A 15,375-nucleotide genomic window follows, 5' to 3' on the forward strand; every position below is an offset into this window, starting at 1 on the left:
TGGCGGTTCGACTCCGTCAACGCCCACCAAAGTTTTCGGTTGGAGTGGTAGTTCAGTTGGTTAGAATACCGGCCTGTCACGCCGGGGGTCGCGGGTTCGAGTCCCGTCCACTCCGCCAACAGTTTCAAGCAATACAGAGTTTCGGGCGGTTAGTCTCAGTTGGTAGAGCACTGCCTTCACACGGCAGGGGTCGCTGGTTCGAGTCCAGTACCGCCCACCAGAAAACGGAGTGGTAGTTCAGTTGGTTAGAATACCGGCCTGTCACGCCGGGGGTCGCGGGTTCGAGTCCCGTCCACTCCGCCAACAGTTTCAAGCAATACAGAGTTTTCGGGCGGTTAGTCTCAGTTGGTAGAGCACTGCCTTCACACGGCAGGGGTCGCTGGTTCGAGTCCAGTACCGCCCACCAGAAAACGGAGTGGTAGTTCAGTTGGTTAGAATACCGGCCTGTCACGCCGGGGGTCGCGGGTTCGAGTCCCGTCCACTCCGCCAATCTTGCAAAAAGCAGCCTCAGGCTGCTTTTTTGCATTTCTCCGTCGCGCACGCTCCGCTTGCCGCAGCCCTTCCACCCCATTCGCATGTTGCGGTTGCAAAATGCCGGATTGCTGGCAATACTGTCAGACTTTTAAAAATTCATATCAAGAGATTTCACATGAACAAGACTGCCCTGCTGGCGCTGTGCTTGAGCAGCCACGCCTCCTGGGCCGGCAGCGGCGGCGAAGAGGCCACATGGCAATACACGGTTCAAGCGGGCGATACGTTGTGGTCGTTCGCGGCCAAGCACCTGACTTCGCCCACTTATGTGCCGAAACTGCAACAGCAAAACGGCATCGCCAATCCCTACCGGCTGACACCCGGCAGCCAGTTGGCGGTTCCCTATAGCTGGACTCGGCAAAGCGAATCGTCGGTCACCATCGAAGCGCTGTCCGGCGCCGTCAACGTCCAGGATGCGGATGGACAGCCGCTGAAGGCTGCGCCCGGCCTCCACCTTCAGGCCGGCAGCCGGATTTCCACCGGCAAGGACGCCATGCTGAAATTGCGCATGGCCGATGGCTCCATGCTGCAGTTGTGGTCCAACAGCAAGCTGACGCTGGGCAAGCAGGTGTTTTACCCCACCACCGGCGCCATCCAGTCGCAAAACCGGCTGGATCACGGCTCGGCCAGCAACGCCGTGGTGCCCCGGCAGCTGATGCCCAACCGTTACCAGATTTACACCCCATCGGCGGTGACCACGGTGCGCGGCACCGAGTTCCGCGTGCGCAGCCTGGACGATCAGGACACCGCGGCCGAAGTGCTGCACGGAAAGGTCAACCTGGCGACCGACGGCGAAGAGCTGGACATTCCCGCGGGATTCGGCGGCCGCAGCGGCGGCAAGCAATCGGTGGCCCTGCCCAAGGCGCCCGCGCTAGACGGCGTGATCACCGTCAGCCCCTTCAATCCACCACTGCTGGAATGGCACAAGCAGAACGGCGAAACCGGCTATCAGCTCGCGCTGTCCGACGCCCAGTCCCAGCAGCAACTGTACAACCGCAGCACGGAAACGGCGCGCTTCTACCCCGAACTCCCGCAAAATGGCCGCTACCTGCTGACTGTTCGCGCCCGCAACGCCCAAGGCATCGAAGGCTACGACGCCAGCCGCGGCTTCACGCTGGCCGCCAGCCCATTGCCGCCGCTGATCTTCAGCGACGCCAAGCGGACCAGCCAGCGCGCGCAGACGCTGTGGATCGGCAGCAGCGCCAGCCCGGAACATCCCGCCTGGCTGCAAGTGGCCCGTGATCCCGCCTTCGCCGACATCTGGTACCAGGGCAGGTTGGAACAAGACGCCTTCGCGCTCAATCTGCCCGACAAGGGAAAATGGTACTGGCGGCTGGCCTCCCTGGACGACAAGGGCCAGCCCGGCCCCTATGGCAACACGCAGGAGTTGAGAATCAAGGCCTGGTATGAGATAGGCCTCCCCGGCGACCGCAAGCTGCAATCCCGCCGCTACCCGGTGGCCAAGGCGCGCTACACCCTGCAACTGGCCCGGCCGGACGAGCCTGGCCGCATCATCTGGCAACAGAGCGCCGACGAGCCAGCCTGGTCGCTGCTGCGCATGCCCAGCGGGCGCTTCGTCGTCACCATCCTGGTGGACGGCGACGGCGGATACCATGCCGAAGAACGGTATCCCGCGCTGCTTTTGCCGTAAAATCACGCGATGCGCTCCACCCAGATATCCCGCTACAGCAGGGGCATCCCCCTGCTGCTCGCCCTGCTCGGCCTGCTGCTCATCGCCAGCCAGCTGCTGGGCCGGCTGGATTTCTGGCTGTACGACAGCCTGACCCGGGCCAATCCGCTGCACGCGCCGGACCAGAACCTCATCGTCATCGCCATCGATGAAAAGAGCCTGTCCGAGCTGGGCCGCTGGCCCTGGCCCCGCGCCTACCATGCCCAGCTGCTGGACAAGCTGGGCGGCGCGAGCGCGGTCGGCTTCGACATCGCCATCGCCGAACCATCGCGCGACCACCCGGAAGCCGACAGGCACCTTGCCGAAGCCATCCGCCGCAACGGCAAGGTGGTCGGCCCGGTGTTTCCGGAATTGCAGGCCGGCCAGCTGCTGGAAACCCGCCCGCTGCCGCCGATCGCATCGGCGATGGCCGCGCTCGGCCACACCGATTACGAACGCGACGAAGACGGCACCATACGCCGCGTCTATCTGCGGGCCGGCCTGGGCGCGCCGCGCTACCCCAGCTTCGCCGCCGCCGTCTGCGCCGTAGCCAACGGCCAGAAAGAGGCCATCCCGCCAGCCCAGCCGCCCCGCCCCGGGCAGGCCTGGCAACGGCGCGACCTGGTGATGGTGCCGTTCAGCAGCGGCCCCAAGCCCTTTCACACCGTATCGTACAGCGACGCGCTGGGCCGGCTGCCGCCCTCATTCTTCGAAGACAGCATCGTGCTGATAGGCGTCACCGCCAATGGCCTGGGCAACCAGCAACCGACGCCGGTTTCAGCCAACAATACCGGCATGTCCGGCGTGGGCATTGACGCCTACATGGTGCACGGCCTGCTCACCCACCAGCAGATACGGCCGATGCCGCTGCCATGGGAATGCCTGCTGGGCGCGCTGCTGCTGGGACTGGGGGACTGGCTGCTGTCTCGCCGGATGCGCGCCCGCAACCTGCTGGCCGGATACGCGCTGGCCTCGGGCGCCGTGCTGCTGTCGTCGGCCGCGCTGCTCTACTTCGCCTCGATTTGGGCCGGCGGCAGCGTGGTGGCCATCCTGCTGCTGCTCAGCGGCACGCTGCGCTACGTCAGCGGCCAGGCCCAATTGTTTTCGCTGGCCTTCACAGATGGCCTGACCCGGCTCTACAACCGCCGCCACTTCGATGAAGTGTTCGGCCACGCCGTCGAGCAAAGCCGGCAAAAGCGCAAGCCGCTGGCGCTGCTCATTCTCGACATCGACCACTTCAAGAAATACAACGACCACTACGGCCATTACGCCGGCGACGAAGCGTTGCAGAAAGTGGCGCGGGCGCTCAAGGATTGTTTTCGCCAGAAAGGCCAACTGGCCACCAGGCTGGGCGGCGAAGAGTTCGGCGTGCTGCTGACGCCCGGCGACGCGCCGCAAGCCCTGTCCGCCGCCGAGCGCTTTCTCGGCCATCTGGCGGCGATGGAGCTGCCCCACTCCGCCAGCCCGCTCGGCAAGGTCAGTTGCAGCATAGGCGTGCGCGCCTGCGTCCCCGGCCCCGCCGACAGCACCCGCACTCTGTTCGAGCAAGCCGACCAGGCGCTGTACGAAGCCAAGCGCGGCGGCCGCAACCGCGCCAGTCTCTACTCCCCGCTCGACGCCGACGCAAAAAAAAGCGCGGACGATGCGTCCGCGCGACTGGATTGAGAATCCGGAAAACGCTCAACGGCGGCGGCGGGCAACCAGCCACAGCGTCCAGACGATAACGCCCGCGAAGAACACCGCCACCCAGAACGGCATGGTCATGCCGAGGAAGCGGCCATGGATTTCCGCGCACTCGCCGCTGCCCTTCAATACCTTGGACAACACATCCCACAAGGGAAAGGACTCCATCAGGAATTCCAGCCCCGGACCGCATTGCGGCACCTGGTCGGCCGGCAGGCTCTGCAGCCACAGCTGGCGCAGCGACACGCCCGCGCCCGCCAGGCCGGCCAGCGTCACCAGGCCGCCCCATACCCGCGCGCCGGTCCGGCCGGGATTATGCAGCGCCGCCAGCAGCGCCAGCGCGCCCACCGCCATCACGCCGATGCGCTGCAAAATGCACAGCGGGCACGGCTCCTGGCCGAGCTGGTATTGCGCGAACAGCGCAAACCCCATGGCGCCGGCGCAAGCGGCCGCCACCAGCAAAAACCCCTGACGGTTCGTGATATTCAAACCCATCCCCCTTAACCTTTCCTGTCATGTCCAGTGAGTGAACGCAGTGTAAACGGAAAAGCTGAGATTGGGGCCGCCGGGCAAAGTTCCGGGCGTCACAGCTCCAAAAATTCCCGGATGGCGTCCTTTTGCTGCAAGGCGTCGCGGTAGCCCAGCGCGATCAGCTCGCGGCAATAGGCGGGCTCGAACAGCAGATAGGTGGCGAGCGCGGTGCCGCGCTGCCGGGTGGCGCCGGTGCCGCGCATGATGAAACGCAGCATGGCCGGGAACAAATGGGTGTGGCGGTAGACGATGCCCTCCAGCGACTTGCTGGGATTGAGCTGGAAAATATCCACCTTCTTGAGCTGTGTCTGGTGGGCCAGCTCCTCGCTGCTCTGCAACAGCGACACCGTATGATTGATTCGGGTCAAACGTTCCATGTCCACCGCCATGCTGTCGATGAACACGCTGTTGAGCAGGTGGCCGAATATCTGGGCCGGCATCGGATAAGAGCCGACATTGCGCCGCTCTATCGTGTCGGGCCGCTTGCTGGCCAGGCCCACCACGAACAGCTTCTCCGCGCCCAAGTGCAGCGCCGGCGACAGCGGCGACAGCTGGCGCACCGCGCCGTCGCAATAAAACTTCTCCCCGATCCGCACCGAGGGAAAGATCAACGGAATCGCCGCCGTCGCCATCAGATGGTCCAGCCCTATCCGCTCGCGCATGCCCAGCCGCTGATAGCGCACCCACTCGCCCAATTGCTCCTGCCCCTGGAAGAAGGTGACCGACATGCCGGTGGTGTAGCAGGACGCGGTCAGCGCCAGCGCCTGCAGCGCGCCGGAGTCTATCGAGGGCGCGATGCCCTCGAACGGCATCCAGCGCCCCAGCGTGTCGCGCAGCGGCGCGTTGTCGAGAAAGCTTTGAGGATTGTTCCAGGCATGGCCCGCGCTCAATAGGGACACGCCGAAATGCAGGAAGGTCTTGATGAAGTAGCCGGCGCTGACATCGTAAACGTCCGAGATATGCAGATGCTTCCACACCTTGGCCAGCGTATTCACCGCCAGTTGGAAGTTGCCGGCGCCGGCCGCCAGCGCCACCGCGTTGATCGCCCCCGCCGAGGTGCCGCAAATGATGGGAAAGGGATTGCGCTTTGGGTCCGGCAGCAAGCGGGCAATGCCCAATAACACCCCAACCTGGTAGGCCGCGCGGGCTCCCCCGCCCGACAGCACCAAACCGATTCTGCTCGGTCCGCCCATGCTCGTCTCTTTCTTAACGCCTTGTCAGTTCTATTTAGGCATAGTCAACAAGACGAAGCGACTGCAAGCGCCAGAGCGAGACAGGATCAAAACAACCGGAATCAAGGGGCCTTGCGGATAGTTTGAAGACAACTCGCAAACGGCGCGGCGCTCGAGCAGGCGCTCAGAAACCTCCCGCCTGCAGCAAGGCCCACAAATGCGCGGCCACCAGCGCGCGCCATGGCGAGAATGCCTCCAGCCAGGCCTGCGTCTGTCGCTGGTCGGGCTTGTCGGCGGCGCCCAGCACCATGCCCAACGCCTTGCGCACGGCGACATCGCCATGCAGCGAGCCATCCAGCCAGCCATAGCCGCGCAACAAGGCGTAGCTGACCGTCCACGGCCCGATGCCGGGCACCACCAGCAATCGCTCGGAGATTTCTTCCGCCGCCGCGCCGTCCAGCCAGGCATCCAACGGCAGCTCGCCGCTCGCCGCGGCCTGGCTCAAGGCCAGGATGGCGCGGCTCTTGGCGCGCGAGAAGCCGGCCTCGCCCAACTGATCGGCCGTCAGCGCCGCCAGCCGGGCGGCATCCGGGTGGCACAGCAAGCCGGAGGAATGGCGGCAATCGCACAACAGCAGCATGCGCCGGCGTATCGTCACCGCCGCGGCCACGCTGATCTGCTGGCCGGTGATCGCCCAGGCCAGCGCCTCGAACGGCGTCGCCGTTTGCGGCACCCTGAGGCCAGCGCGCGCGGCGATCAGGCCGCCCAATTGCGGATGGCCGCGGTATTGGCTCTCGAACGCCTCCACCGGCTGGTTCAGGCCCAGCATGCGCCGCCCCATGCGCTCCAGCTCGCCGGCATCCCCCGATTCGCCGTCCACATCCAAGCTCAGAATCGCCCGGCCGGAACGGAAACGCAGATCGAGGCAGGCCGGCAGGCCCCGCCACAGCAAGCCTTTCTTCAAACCGTCATCGTCCACCTGCTCGGCCAGCCGCTCGCCGTCGCGGCGATGGAAAGCCAGGATGTCCTGCGGCCGGAAACCGGCGGGCAGCGCGATATCGCAATGAATGACGGACATGGATCAGCGGGCCTTGCGAAAAGTGAGATTGATGCGGCGGCCACCCAGCAAGGGATGAACGTCCGGCTTGATCGGCTGCACGCCGTGGAAGCGCATCCGGTCCGGCCCGCCCCATACCAGCACGTCGCCGTGCCCCAGCAGGATGCGGGCGGTTTTGTCCGAACGGCGCAGGCCGCCCAGCAGGAATACCGCCGGCAGGCCCAGCGACACCGAGACGATGGGCGCGGAGAAATCGCGCTCGTCCTTATCCTGATGCAGGCCCATCCGGGCGCCGGGCAAGTAGCAGTTGATCAGGCAGGCATCGGGATCGAAGCCGGCGAAGCCCGCCTCGGCGGCCGCGCCGCGCGCCAGCTCGCGCAGCGGATCGGGCATCGCCGGCCAGGCTTGGCCGCTGTCGGGATCGACGGCGGAATAGCGATAGCCGCGGCGGTCGGACACCCAGCCCCAATCGCCGCAGCTGGAGGTGGCCACCGACATCGCCTGCCCGCCCGGCGTGACCATGCCGCGCGGCGGCGACTGCCTCAGCACCGCCTCCACCGCGTCAAGCAGCCGCGCGTCGCCGGCGCGGGCCCAGCCATGCAACAGCGCGGTGCCAGACGACAGCCGCTCAAGCCACGGCCCTTCGTCCGGCGCGAACAAGCTGCCGCTCACTCCTCGCCGGCCACCATCATGCCGCCTATCAGCACCGAGCCGATGCGGCGGCCGCCGCGGTCCAGCGTGTCGTCGGCGACTGCCTCGATGTTGAGGAACATGTCGCGCAGATTGCCGGCGATGGTGATCTCCTCCACCGGGTAGGCGATCACGCCGTTTTCCACCCAGAAGCCGGCCGCGCCGCGCGAGTAGTCGCCGGTGACGGTATTGACGCCCTGGCCCAGCAATTCGGTCACCAGCAAGCCGCTGCCCATCCGCGACAGCACGTCGGCGAAGCTCTCGCCGGTGGAGTGAACCACCAGATTGTGCGCGCCGCCGGAGTTGCCGGTGGTCTGCATCCCCAGCTTGCGCGCCGAGTAGCTGCTCAGGAAATATCCCTGCAGCACGCCGCCGTCCACCAAGCGGCGCGCCTGCGTCGCCACGCCCTCGCTGTCGAACGCGCTGCTGGCAAGGCCGCGCAGCAGGAATGGGTCTTCGTCTATCGTCACCCGGGACGCCATCACCGGCTTGCCCAGCGCATCGAGCAGGAAGGAGGACTTGCGGTACAGATTGCCGCCGCTGATCGCCGCGGCCAGATGGCCCAGCAGCGACATCGCCACCGGTGCCTCGAACAACACCGGATACTGGCCGGTCTTGACCCGGCGGCCGCCCAGGCGGCGCACCGTGCGCTCGCCGGCGATGCGGCCGATCTCCTCGACCGACGCCAAATCGTCTTTGTGGCGCGCGGAGGAGTACCAGTAGTCGCGCTGCATCACGCCGTCTTGCTCGGCCACCACCGCGGCGGACAGGCTGTGGCGGCTGCCGGCGAACCCGCCGCGGAAACCGTTGCTGTTGGCGTAGGCGAACTGATTGGCCTGCACCGACACGCTGGCGCCCTCGGAATTGCGGATGCGGGCATCCACCCCGCGCGCGGCGTCCTCGCAGCGGCGCGCCAGCGCTATCGCCTCCTCCACCGGCAGCTGCCACGGATGGAACAGGTCAAGGTCCGGCAGATCGTCGGCCAGCAGTTGCGGATCGGCGAGGCCGGAGCAATCGTCCTCCGCCGTGTAGCGGGCGATGTCCAGCGCGGCGCGCACGGTGTCGGACAGCGCCTCGTCGGAAAAGTCGGACGTGCTGGCGTGGCCTTTTTTCTGGCCCAGGTAAACGGTGACGCTGACACCCTTGTCCTGGTTGTATTCTATGGTTTCCACTTCGGACAGGCGCACGCTCACCGTCTGGCCGACGCCCTCGGAAACATCGGCCTCGGCCGCGCTGGCGCCTTGCTGGCGCGCCAGCTCGAGCACGCGGCCGGCGATCCCGCTCAAGGTATCGGGACTGAAACTGAATGTCTTATCTGCCATAGTATCTTTCGGAACGTGGAAACGGCCGGCGGCCTTTTCCGGTATCATACCAGCCTTGAAAACCGAGTGAGACCTAGCAACAATGACCGACCACCAGAACGACGACGACGGTATCGTCAGCAAGTCCCAGCGCAAGCGCGACATGGACGCGCTGCAGGATCTGGGTAGCGAACTGGTCGAGCTGTCCAAGGATACGCTGAAGAAAATGGCGCTGCCGGAGGATTTGCTCTCCGCGCTGCTGGAACACAAGCGCCTGACCGCCCACGGCGCCATCCGCCGCCAGCTGCAATACATCGGCAAGCTGATGCGCAGCGTCGATCCCGAACCGATCCAACAGTACCTGCAGATTCTCAAGGGCGAATCCTCCGAACACATCGCCTGGCAGAAGCTGCTGGAGCGCTGGCGCGACAAGCTGATGGCCGACGACGCCAACCAGCCGCTGTTCCTGCAAAGCTTCCCCGAGACCGATCCCAAGCAGCTGCATTCGCTGGTGCGCCAGTCGCGCAAGGAAAAGCAGGACAACAAGCCGCCGAAGGCCTTCCGCCAGCTGTACCAGCTGATCAAGGAGCAAATCCCCGAGCCGGGCAAGCCGCGCATCTGGCAAAAGGATGAGGAAGAGGACGACGAGTGATGCTGAAGATAGGCCTGGTTTCCATTTCCGACCGCGCAAGCCAGGGCGTCTACGAGGACAAGGGCCTGCCCGCGCTACGGGACTGGCTGTCCCGCGCCATCGCCACGCCGTTCGAGACGGTGAGCCGGCTGATCCCTGACGAGCAGCCCGGCATCGAGGCCGCGCTGAAGGCGCTGGTCGACGACGAAGGCTGCCAGCTGGTGCTGACCACCGGCGGCACCGGCCCAGCCCCGCGCGACGTGACGCCTGACGCCACGCTGGCGGTGGCCGACCGCGTGATGCCCGGATTCGGCGAGCAGATGCGCCAGATCAGCCTGCGCTTCGTCCCCACCGCCATCCTGTCGCGCCAGACGGGCGTGATCCGCAAACAGAGCCTGATCCTCAACCTGCCCGGCCAGCCCAAGGCCATCCAGGAAACGCTGGAAGGCCTGCGCGGCGCGGACGGCAAGGTGGAAGTGCCCGGCATCTTCGCCGCAGTGCCCTACTGCCTGGACCTGATAGGCGCGCCCTACATCGAAACCGATGAAGCGGTGGTGAAGGCCTTCCGGCCCAAGTCCGCCATCAAGCCGGCGCCATGAGCTACCGCGCCCCGCGCTGGCTGCGAGGCGGCCACGCCCAGACCATCTGGCCGGCGCTGGCGGTCAAGCAGGACGCCCCGCCCTACCGCCGCGAGCTGTGGGACACGCCGGACGGCGCGCGCATCGCGCTGGACTTCGTCGACGGCCAGCCCGGCGCGCCGATGGTGGTGCTGTTCCACGGCCTGGAGGGCAGCAGCGCCAGCCACTACGCCAAAGCGCTGATGCAGGCGGTGGCCGCGCGCGGCTGGCATGGCGCGGTGTCGCATTTCCGCGGCTGCGGCGGCGTGGACAATCCGCTGCCGCGCGCCTACCACGCCGGCGACGCCGCCGAGGTGCGCTGGATCTTGCAGCGGCTGTCCGGCCGCTTCGCCGCCATCGCCGCCGTCGGCGTGTCGCTGGGCGGCAGCATGCTGCTCAATTACCTGGCAGACGACGGCGAAGCCGCGCTGCCGCAGGCCGCCGCCGCGGTGTCCGCGCCGCTGGACCTGGTGGCCGCCAGCACCCGGCTGGACCGCGGCCTGGGCAAGCTCCTCTACACCCGGATGTTCATGGACACGCTCAAGCCCAAGGCGATGGCGTCGCTGCAACGCCACCCGGGCCTGTTCGACGGTGCCAGGCTCAGCCGCGCGCGCACCTTCATCGAGTTCGACGACCTGGTCACCGCGCCCATCCACGGTTTCGGCACCGCGCTCAACTACTGGACCCAGGCCAGCAGCAAGCCCCGGCTCGGCCAGATCGTCCGCCCTACCCTGGTGCTCAACGCCCGCAACGACCCCTTCCTGCCAGAAAGTGCGCTGCCAGACGCCAGCCAGGTATCCGCCGCGGTGACACTGGACTTCCCCGAGGACGGCGGCCACGTCGGCTTCGCCACCGGCCCCTTCCCGGGCCGCATAGACTGGCTGCCGCAACGGCTGCTGGAATTCATCGCGCCGCATCTGCGGAAGACATCGCCCTAAAGTCATAGGCATTGACGATCCCGCCGCCGAAATGGCAAGTTTGAGGACTTGCCACCCAGGGAAATTTTCCATGCCGAGCCCAGACGCCGAGCGCAGCCTCACCATCCAGTGGGACGATCCGATGATAGGCGCCCGCGCCGCCCAGACGCTCGGCGGCCTGGAATACCTGCGGGAAATGGAGGCCGGCCGCATCCCGCCGCCCCCGGTGATGAAGCTGCTCGGTTTCGACTTCGTCCGCGCAGCGGAAGGCGTGGTCGAGTTCGCCTTCGTCCCGCACGAGTCCCATTTCAACCCGATAGGCAGCGTCCACGGCGGCGTGATCAGCACGCTGCTGGATTCCGCGATGGGTTGCAGCGTCCACTCGCTGCTGCCGCGCGGCAAGGGCTACACTACGCTGGAATTGAAAGTGAATTTCGTGCGCGCCGTCCAGCCCCGCCACGGCAAGCTGCTGTGCAGCGGCCAGGTCATCCACGCCGGCGGCCGCATGGCTACCGCAGAGGCGCGGCTGCAGGACGAGGCCGGCAAACTGTACGCCCACGCCACCACCACCTGCATGATCTTCGACGCCCCGGCCGGCTGATCGGCAAAAGGAAGGAACCATGCTCCGCTCCGCCTTACTGTGCTTCGCGTTCGCCTTGCTGACAGGCTGCGCCACCATGGCCGACAAGCTCCAGGGCTCGCTGACGCCGCCGCCGGGCCAGGCCTACGCCATCGTTTCGCTGACCGGCAAGGCATTCGACCCCGACCGCGCCACCATAGGCCTGACAGTCAGCGACGCCGGCGGCCGCGCGGCGGCCCAGGACATCGCCAGCCTGATCACCGACACGGTATTCGGCGAGGAAGGCATGTCGCCGGTGGAAGGCAAGCTGGTGCTGATGACGCTGCCACCTGGCGACTACCGCGTATCCGGCGCGTGGGGCCACTGGGTGGACGACGGCGTTTTCGGGTCCAATCTGCAGATGAGGCAGTTCCGGCTGAATGCGCCCTTCCATCTGGATGAGGGCGAAACGGTCTATCTGGGGCAGGTGCAGGTGGAAATGTCCTTCCTGCCCGAGGTGAAGCTGTCCGACGAGCAGCGGCGCGACTTCGGCCACATGCGGCGGGTATGGAAGATCAAGGACCTGAGCCAGGTGAAGATCCGCCCGCTGGCGATGCCTGCGGCGGCCCAGCCATAAAGCGACTCAGGGCTTGTACCACAGCTTGTACAGATAGGCGGGCTTGACCGCCGCCACCGCCGCGCTGACCGGCTCCATCACATGGTAGGCCGGCTGGCGGCTGTCGCGCAGCAGGGGGTCGGCGTAAGGCGGGCCGTCCAGCTTGCGCAGCGCCGCCACCTTGGGCGTATTGGCCTTGTCGCCGCGGTGGGTCACCACCGCCACCTCGTTGCTGGCCAGCCGCACGAAGCTGCCGGGCGGATAGATGCCCATTTCCTTCACCAACAGGGACACATGCTGCGGCGGGAAACCGCCCAGCTCGCCGCGAAACAGGCTGCCCAGCACCAGCGCCGGCAGCTGAGGCTGCGGGTTGTGCACGCAGCCGCACACCAGATCCACCATCTGCAACAACAAAGCGTCGGTTTCGATCTCGTCTCCGGCCAGGCCCTGCGGATAGCCGCTGCCGTCCTGCTGCTCATGTTGCTGCTGCACCAGCAGATGCCAGTATTCGTCGTCGACGCCCGCCTCCCGCAGCATCGCCGAGCCCAGCGCCGGGTGGGCGAACATCGCCTCCTGCTGCGCCAGGTCCATCGGCGCGCTCTGCGCCGCCAGCTGATTGAGCAAACCGGTGACGGCGAGATTCATGCTCAGGGCCGCGCCCAGCATCGGCCGCAGCTCGGCGTCGGACAGCCCCAGCCGCCGCCCCAATACCGCCAGCACCGCGGCCACGTGCACGCTCTGCGCGCTGCCTATGCATTGGAACGGCAACAGAAACACGCTGGCCAGCACGCCGTCCGGGTGGCGGCGGCTGAGCGCCAGCAGCCCCTCGGCCATGCCCAGCAGGCTGCCGGCCAGGTCCCGCACCGCCAGCCCATGCTGCAGCACGCCCTCGGCCCGCCGCAGCAAGAAGGCCATTTCCTGCAACGGGTTGGCGCTGTTGCGCTGCTGATCTGCCTCTTTCTCGCGTTGGGCGGCGCGTTCCAGCCGTTCCCGCTCGAGCTTGGCCGCCACCTCATCGCTTTCGCCATGCCCCAGCTGGGCCAGGCGGTCGCGCTGCTCCTCGGTCAGCACATACAGCCCCCGCTTCAGCAACAGCACGCCGTTCTTGGCGTACACATCGACCGGAGCTTGTTGGCCGGCGCGGAGAAAATTGCGCGGCAGTTTTACCTTTGCAGACGAATCCGTCATATTCCACTTGCATCAGTTGCGCCGACGCCTGGCCGGCCATCGCTTCAAAAATCGCCCAAGGGTGTCCTGATGCTTGGACGCATTGCCGATTTTGTTAGTTCTACTTAGAGCAGCTACCAGTGTTTATTCAAATTTTATCGAAAATCGGCGCGGACACCAGTCCCAGCCCCCGATAAAGGAGTCACCCCGACATGAGCGACAACAGCGCATCCCTTCCCCGCCGCAGCTTTCTCGCCGGCGCGGGCAGCCTGGGCTTCGCCCTGGCCGTGCAACCCATCGCCGCCAGCACCATCCTCACCGACAGCCTGCAACTGCAGACCGGCCATCCGGACATCGACACCGGCAAAGGAGCGATGTCCGGCTACTACGCCCGTCCGGCCCAAGGCGACGGCCCCTGGCCGCTGGTGATCGTGATCCAGGAAATCTTCGGCGTGCACGAGCATATCCAGGACTTGTGCCGCCGGCTGGCCAAGCAGGGTTACCTGGCCGTGGCGCCGGAACTGTATTTCCGCCACGGCAATCCGGCGCAGGCGCCGGACATCGACAGCCTGTTGCGCGACATCGTCTCCAAGGTGCCGGACAGCGAGGTGCAGAGCGACCTGGACGCCACTTGGCGCTGGGCTGGCGCGCACGGCGCCGACCTCAAGCGCGCGGCCGTCACCGGATTCTGCTGGGGCGGACGCCAGACCTGGCTCTACGCCGCTCACAACCCGCAGTTGAAAGCGGCCGCGACCTGGTACGGCAAGCTTGAGGGACCGGCAAGCGCCAATGCGCCGCGCCAGCCGCTGGACATCGTCGGCGAGTTGAAGGCGCCGGTGCTGGGACTGTACGGCGGACAGGACCAAAGCATTCCGCTCGCCGGCGTGGAGAAAATGAAAGCCGCGCTGAACGCCGCGGGCAAGGACAGCGAGATCGTCGTCTATCCCGACGCCGGCCACGGCTTCAACGCCGACTACCGCCCCAGCTACCACCCGCGGGATGCCCAGGACGCCTGGCGCAGGATGCTGGACTGGTTCGCCCGCCATGGCGTCCACTGAGCCGGCCGCTTATCCGCCGCCGACCACATTGCCCAGCTCCAGCCGGGTGCGCACCACCTGGTTGAACAGCTGCAGCCAGTAGGGATCGAACTGCCGCTCCGACGCGTTCAGCTCGGCCACCGCCCGCAGCATCGAGCGGCGCTGGCCTTGCTGGGCGTGCTTGAGCATCACCGATTCGAACGCGTCCACCAGCGCCAGCACGCAAGCGCCAGAACAGATGGCGCCGTCACGCAGCCCGTCCGGATAGCCGCTGCCGTCCGGACGCTCATGGTGCTGGGCCACCATCGCTGCCGCCTCCTCCCAACCCGGCATGCGCTCCAGCAGCCCCGCCGCCCAACCCGGATGCGCGGACAGATCACGCCGTTCCTCATCGCTCAGCTGACCGGCTTTCAGCCACATCGACTCCGGCAACAGCATCATGCCGATATCGTGCATATAGATGGCGGCTGCCAATTGCTCCATCGGCAGCGGCTGCTTGGCCAGGCGATTGGTTTCTAGCGCAAGCGCCAGGTTGCGCTCGGTGCGGCCGGCATAAGCCGGCAGACGATGTTCCAGCTGTACCGCCAGCGACCGGAAAAACTGCAGGTCGGCAAATCGATGGCCGCCATGCGTCCCGGTTTGTTCGGCGGCCGCCTGCGCGACAACGGGCGGATGCCCCATCATGCTGGCCACCAGCCAGGCGCAGGCCTGGGGCAGCTCTTCGGCGCTCTTGTCCAGCAAAGGGTCCAGCCTCATCCGCAAGGCGTCCATCCGCAAGTCATCCAGGGGGGCATCGTCCGCGACCGCGTCCAGCATCAGCACCAGCCGGTCCATCACCAGCAGCAGCACATCGCCCAGCACGTCCAGATATGGCAGCTCCTTGCGCCGGACCCGGTCCAGCAAATGCTCCAGCACATGCATATAAGGCTCGACGAAGTGCACCTGACACAGGCTGGCGTCGCCCTTGATGCTGTGCAGGATGCGGAACAACTGCGCGATTTTCTCCCCATTGCCGCTGCCGTCCTCCAGCTGGCAAACCAGCTGTTCGAGTTGCGGCGCGTAATCGGACACTGCGTCGCGAAAGTCCTGGAACGCAATGGGATCGATGATTTCCGGCATCAGTTGCTGCGTGGCCATATGGAACCCCTTCGGATTGGCGTCTTATCCAGTATATGCAAGCACGGCGGCTCCGCATCC

At 66.3% G+C, this 15,375-nt stretch carries 15 protein-coding genes and 5 tRNA genes; 13 read left to right on the plus strand and 7 right to left on the minus strand.

Going from position 1 to position 15,375, the window contains the following annotated elements; all coding sequences use genetic code 11:
• Positions 1–41: 41 nt before the first annotated feature.
• The 7 genes from ACX17K_RS12175 to ACX17K_RS12205 all read left to right on the plus strand — a co-directional run bounded on the left by ACX17K_RS12175 (position 42) and on the right by ACX17K_RS12205 (position 3,865).
• Positions 42–118: transfer RNA gene (locus ACX17K_RS12175), tRNA-Asp, on the plus strand.
• A gap of 25 nt (positions 119–143) precedes the next feature.
• Positions 144–220, plus strand: a tRNA-Val gene (locus tag ACX17K_RS12180).
• A gap of 6 nt (positions 221–226) precedes the next feature.
• A tRNA-Asp gene (locus tag ACX17K_RS12185) sits at positions 227–303 on the plus strand.
• 26 nt (positions 304–329) lie between these two features.
• Positions 330–406, plus strand: a tRNA-Val gene (locus tag ACX17K_RS12190).
• Positions 407–412: 6 nt separating this feature from the next.
• Positions 413–489: transfer RNA gene (locus ACX17K_RS12195), tRNA-Asp, on the plus strand.
• Positions 490–649: 160 nt separating this feature from the next.
• Positions 650–2,182: a FecR family protein gene (locus tag ACX17K_RS12200; RefSeq protein WP_493775003.1), complete on the plus strand. Its 1,533-nt coding sequence runs from the start codon at positions 650–652 to the stop codon at positions 2,180–2,182.
• Positions 2,183–2,191: 9 nt separating this feature from the next.
• Positions 2,192–3,865, plus strand: a complete 1,674-nt coding sequence (locus ACX17K_RS12205) for a CHASE2 domain-containing protein (RefSeq protein ID WP_493775004.1) — start codon at positions 2,192–2,194, stop codon at positions 3,863–3,865.
• A 15-nt stretch (positions 3,866–3,880) separates the two neighbouring features.
• On the opposite strand, the gene ACX17K_RS12210 is transcribed toward ACX17K_RS12205, so the two are convergent.
• From ACX17K_RS12210 to pmbA, 5 genes are all read right to left on the minus strand, one after another.
• On the minus strand, positions 3,881–4,378 hold the full coding sequence (locus tag ACX17K_RS12210) for a disulfide bond formation protein B (protein ID WP_046167135.1): 498 nt from the start codon (positions 4,376–4,378) through the stop codon (positions 3,881–3,883).
• Positions 4,379–4,467: 89 nt separating this feature from the next.
• Entirely contained in the window at positions 4,468–5,607 is a 1,140-nt protein-coding gene (locus tag ACX17K_RS12215; RefSeq protein WP_493775005.1) for a patatin-like phospholipase family protein, read from the minus strand.
• Positions 5,608–5,770: 163 nt separating this feature from the next.
• Positions 5,771–6,664, minus strand: a complete 894-nt coding sequence (locus ACX17K_RS12220; protein ID WP_493775006.1) for a DNA-3-methyladenine glycosylase 2 — start codon at positions 6,662–6,664, stop codon at positions 5,771–5,773.
• A 3-nt stretch (positions 6,665–6,667) separates the two neighbouring features.
• Positions 6,668–7,315, minus strand: coding sequence for a DNA oxidative demethylase AlkB (alkB, locus tag ACX17K_RS12225; protein WP_493775007.1), 648 nt, complete (start codon positions 7,313–7,315; stop codon positions 6,668–6,670).
• Complete coding sequence (gene pmbA / locus ACX17K_RS12230) at positions 7,312–8,655, minus strand: metalloprotease PmbA (RefSeq protein WP_493775008.1); 1,344 nt, start codon at positions 8,653–8,655, stop codon at positions 7,312–7,314. Before pmbA ends, alkB begins: the two co-directional genes overlap by 4 nt.
• A gap of 82 nt (positions 8,656–8,737) precedes the next feature.
• Between pmbA and yjgA the strand changes: the two genes are divergently transcribed.
• The 5 genes from yjgA (at position 8,738) to ACX17K_RS12255 (ending at position 11,995) form a co-directional block, all read left to right on the plus strand.
• Positions 8,738–9,286, plus strand: coding sequence for a ribosome biogenesis factor YjgA (gene yjgA / locus ACX17K_RS12235; RefSeq protein ID WP_493775009.1), 549 nt, complete (start codon positions 8,738–8,740; stop codon positions 9,284–9,286).
• The gene (gene mog / locus ACX17K_RS12240; RefSeq protein ID WP_186009504.1) at positions 9,286–9,864 is read left to right on the plus strand and encodes a molybdopterin adenylyltransferase; all 579 of its coding nucleotides are present in this window, start codon (positions 9,286–9,288) and stop codon (positions 9,862–9,864) included. The genes yjgA and mog overlap by 1 nt, the downstream gene beginning before the upstream one ends.
• On the plus strand, positions 9,861–10,820 hold the full coding sequence (locus ACX17K_RS12245; RefSeq protein ID WP_493775010.1) for a YheT family hydrolase: 960 nt from the start codon (positions 9,861–9,863) through the stop codon (positions 10,818–10,820). The genes mog and ACX17K_RS12245 overlap by 4 nt, the downstream gene beginning before the upstream one ends.
• A gap of 70 nt (positions 10,821–10,890) precedes the next feature.
• Positions 10,891–11,400 (plus strand): PaaI family thioesterase, encoded by a 510-nt coding sequence (locus tag ACX17K_RS12250; protein WP_493775011.1) that lies wholly within the window; start codon positions 10,891–10,893, stop codon positions 11,398–11,400.
• A 19-nt stretch (positions 11,401–11,419) separates the two neighbouring features.
• Positions 11,420–11,995: a hypothetical protein gene (locus ACX17K_RS12255; RefSeq protein WP_493775012.1), complete on the plus strand. Its 576-nt coding sequence runs from the start codon at positions 11,420–11,422 to the stop codon at positions 11,993–11,995.
• A 6-nt stretch (positions 11,996–12,001) separates the two neighbouring features.
• Here ACX17K_RS12255 and ACX17K_RS12260 read toward each other — a convergent pair whose 3' ends face one another.
• On the minus strand, positions 12,002–13,162 hold the full coding sequence (locus ACX17K_RS12260) for an HD-GYP domain-containing protein (RefSeq protein WP_493775013.1): 1,161 nt from the start codon (positions 13,160–13,162) through the stop codon (positions 12,002–12,004).
• Positions 13,163–13,353: 191 nt separating this feature from the next.
• On the opposite strand from ACX17K_RS12260, the gene ACX17K_RS12265 reads away from it, so the two are divergent.
• On the plus strand, positions 13,354–14,199 hold the full coding sequence (locus tag ACX17K_RS12265; protein WP_493775014.1) for a dienelactone hydrolase family protein: 846 nt from the start codon (positions 13,354–13,356) through the stop codon (positions 14,197–14,199).
• A 9-nt stretch (positions 14,200–14,208) separates the two neighbouring features.
• Here the strand turns inward: ACX17K_RS12265 and ACX17K_RS12270 are convergent, their stop codons facing one another.
• Positions 14,209–15,315, minus strand: a complete 1,107-nt coding sequence (locus ACX17K_RS12270) for an HD domain-containing phosphohydrolase (RefSeq protein WP_231151806.1) — start codon at positions 15,313–15,315, stop codon at positions 14,209–14,211.
• Positions 15,316–15,375 lie beyond the last annotated feature (60 nt).

Source organism: Chromobacterium sp. INPA-IVC (assembly GCF_059047085.1).

Bases quoted from the DNA above. Each gene is read 5' to 3' on its own strand.
- ACX17K_RS12200 (WP_493775003.1), top strand. From the start codon at position 650: ATGAACAAGACTGCCCTGCTGGCGCTGTGCTTGAGCAGCCACGCCTCC.
- ACX17K_RS12205 (WP_493775004.1), top strand. From the start codon at position 2,192: ATGCGCTCCACCCAGATATCCCGCTACAGCAGGGGCATCCCCCTGCTG.
- ACX17K_RS12210 (WP_046167135.1), bottom strand. From the start codon at position 4,378: ATGGGTTTGAATATCACGAACCGTCAGGGGTTTTTGCTGGTGGCGGCC.
- ACX17K_RS12215 (WP_493775005.1), bottom strand. From the start codon at position 5,607: ATGGGCGGACCGAGCAGAATCGGTTTGGTGCTGTCGGGCGGGGGAGCC.
- ACX17K_RS12220 (WP_493775006.1), bottom strand. From the start codon at position 6,664: ATGTCCGTCATTCATTGCGATATCGCGCTGCCCGCCGGTTTCCGGCCG.
- pmbA (WP_493775008.1), bottom strand. From the start codon at position 8,655: ATGGCAGATAAGACATTCAGTTTCAGTCCCGATACCTTGAGCGGGATC.
- yjgA (WP_493775009.1), top strand. From the start codon at position 8,738: ATGACCGACCACCAGAACGACGACGACGGTATCGTCAGCAAGTCCCAG.
- mog (WP_186009504.1), top strand. From the start codon at position 9,286: ATGCTGAAGATAGGCCTGGTTTCCATTTCCGACCGCGCAAGCCAGGGC.
- ACX17K_RS12245 (WP_493775010.1), top strand. From the start codon at position 9,861: ATGAGCTACCGCGCCCCGCGCTGGCTGCGAGGCGGCCACGCCCAGACC.
- ACX17K_RS12250 (WP_493775011.1), top strand. From the start codon at position 10,891: ATGCCGAGCCCAGACGCCGAGCGCAGCCTCACCATCCAGTGGGACGAT.
- ACX17K_RS12255 (WP_493775012.1), top strand. From the start codon at position 11,420: ATGCTCCGCTCCGCCTTACTGTGCTTCGCGTTCGCCTTGCTGACAGGC.
- ACX17K_RS12260 (WP_493775013.1), bottom strand. From the start codon at position 13,162: ATGACGGATTCGTCTGCAAAGGTAAAACTGCCGCGCAATTTTCTCCGC.
- ACX17K_RS12265 (WP_493775014.1), top strand. From the start codon at position 13,354: ATGAGCGACAACAGCGCATCCCTTCCCCGCCGCAGCTTTCTCGCCGGC.
- ACX17K_RS12270 (WP_231151806.1), bottom strand. From the start codon at position 15,315: ATGGCCACGCAGCAACTGATGCCGGAAATCATCGATCCCATTGCGTTC.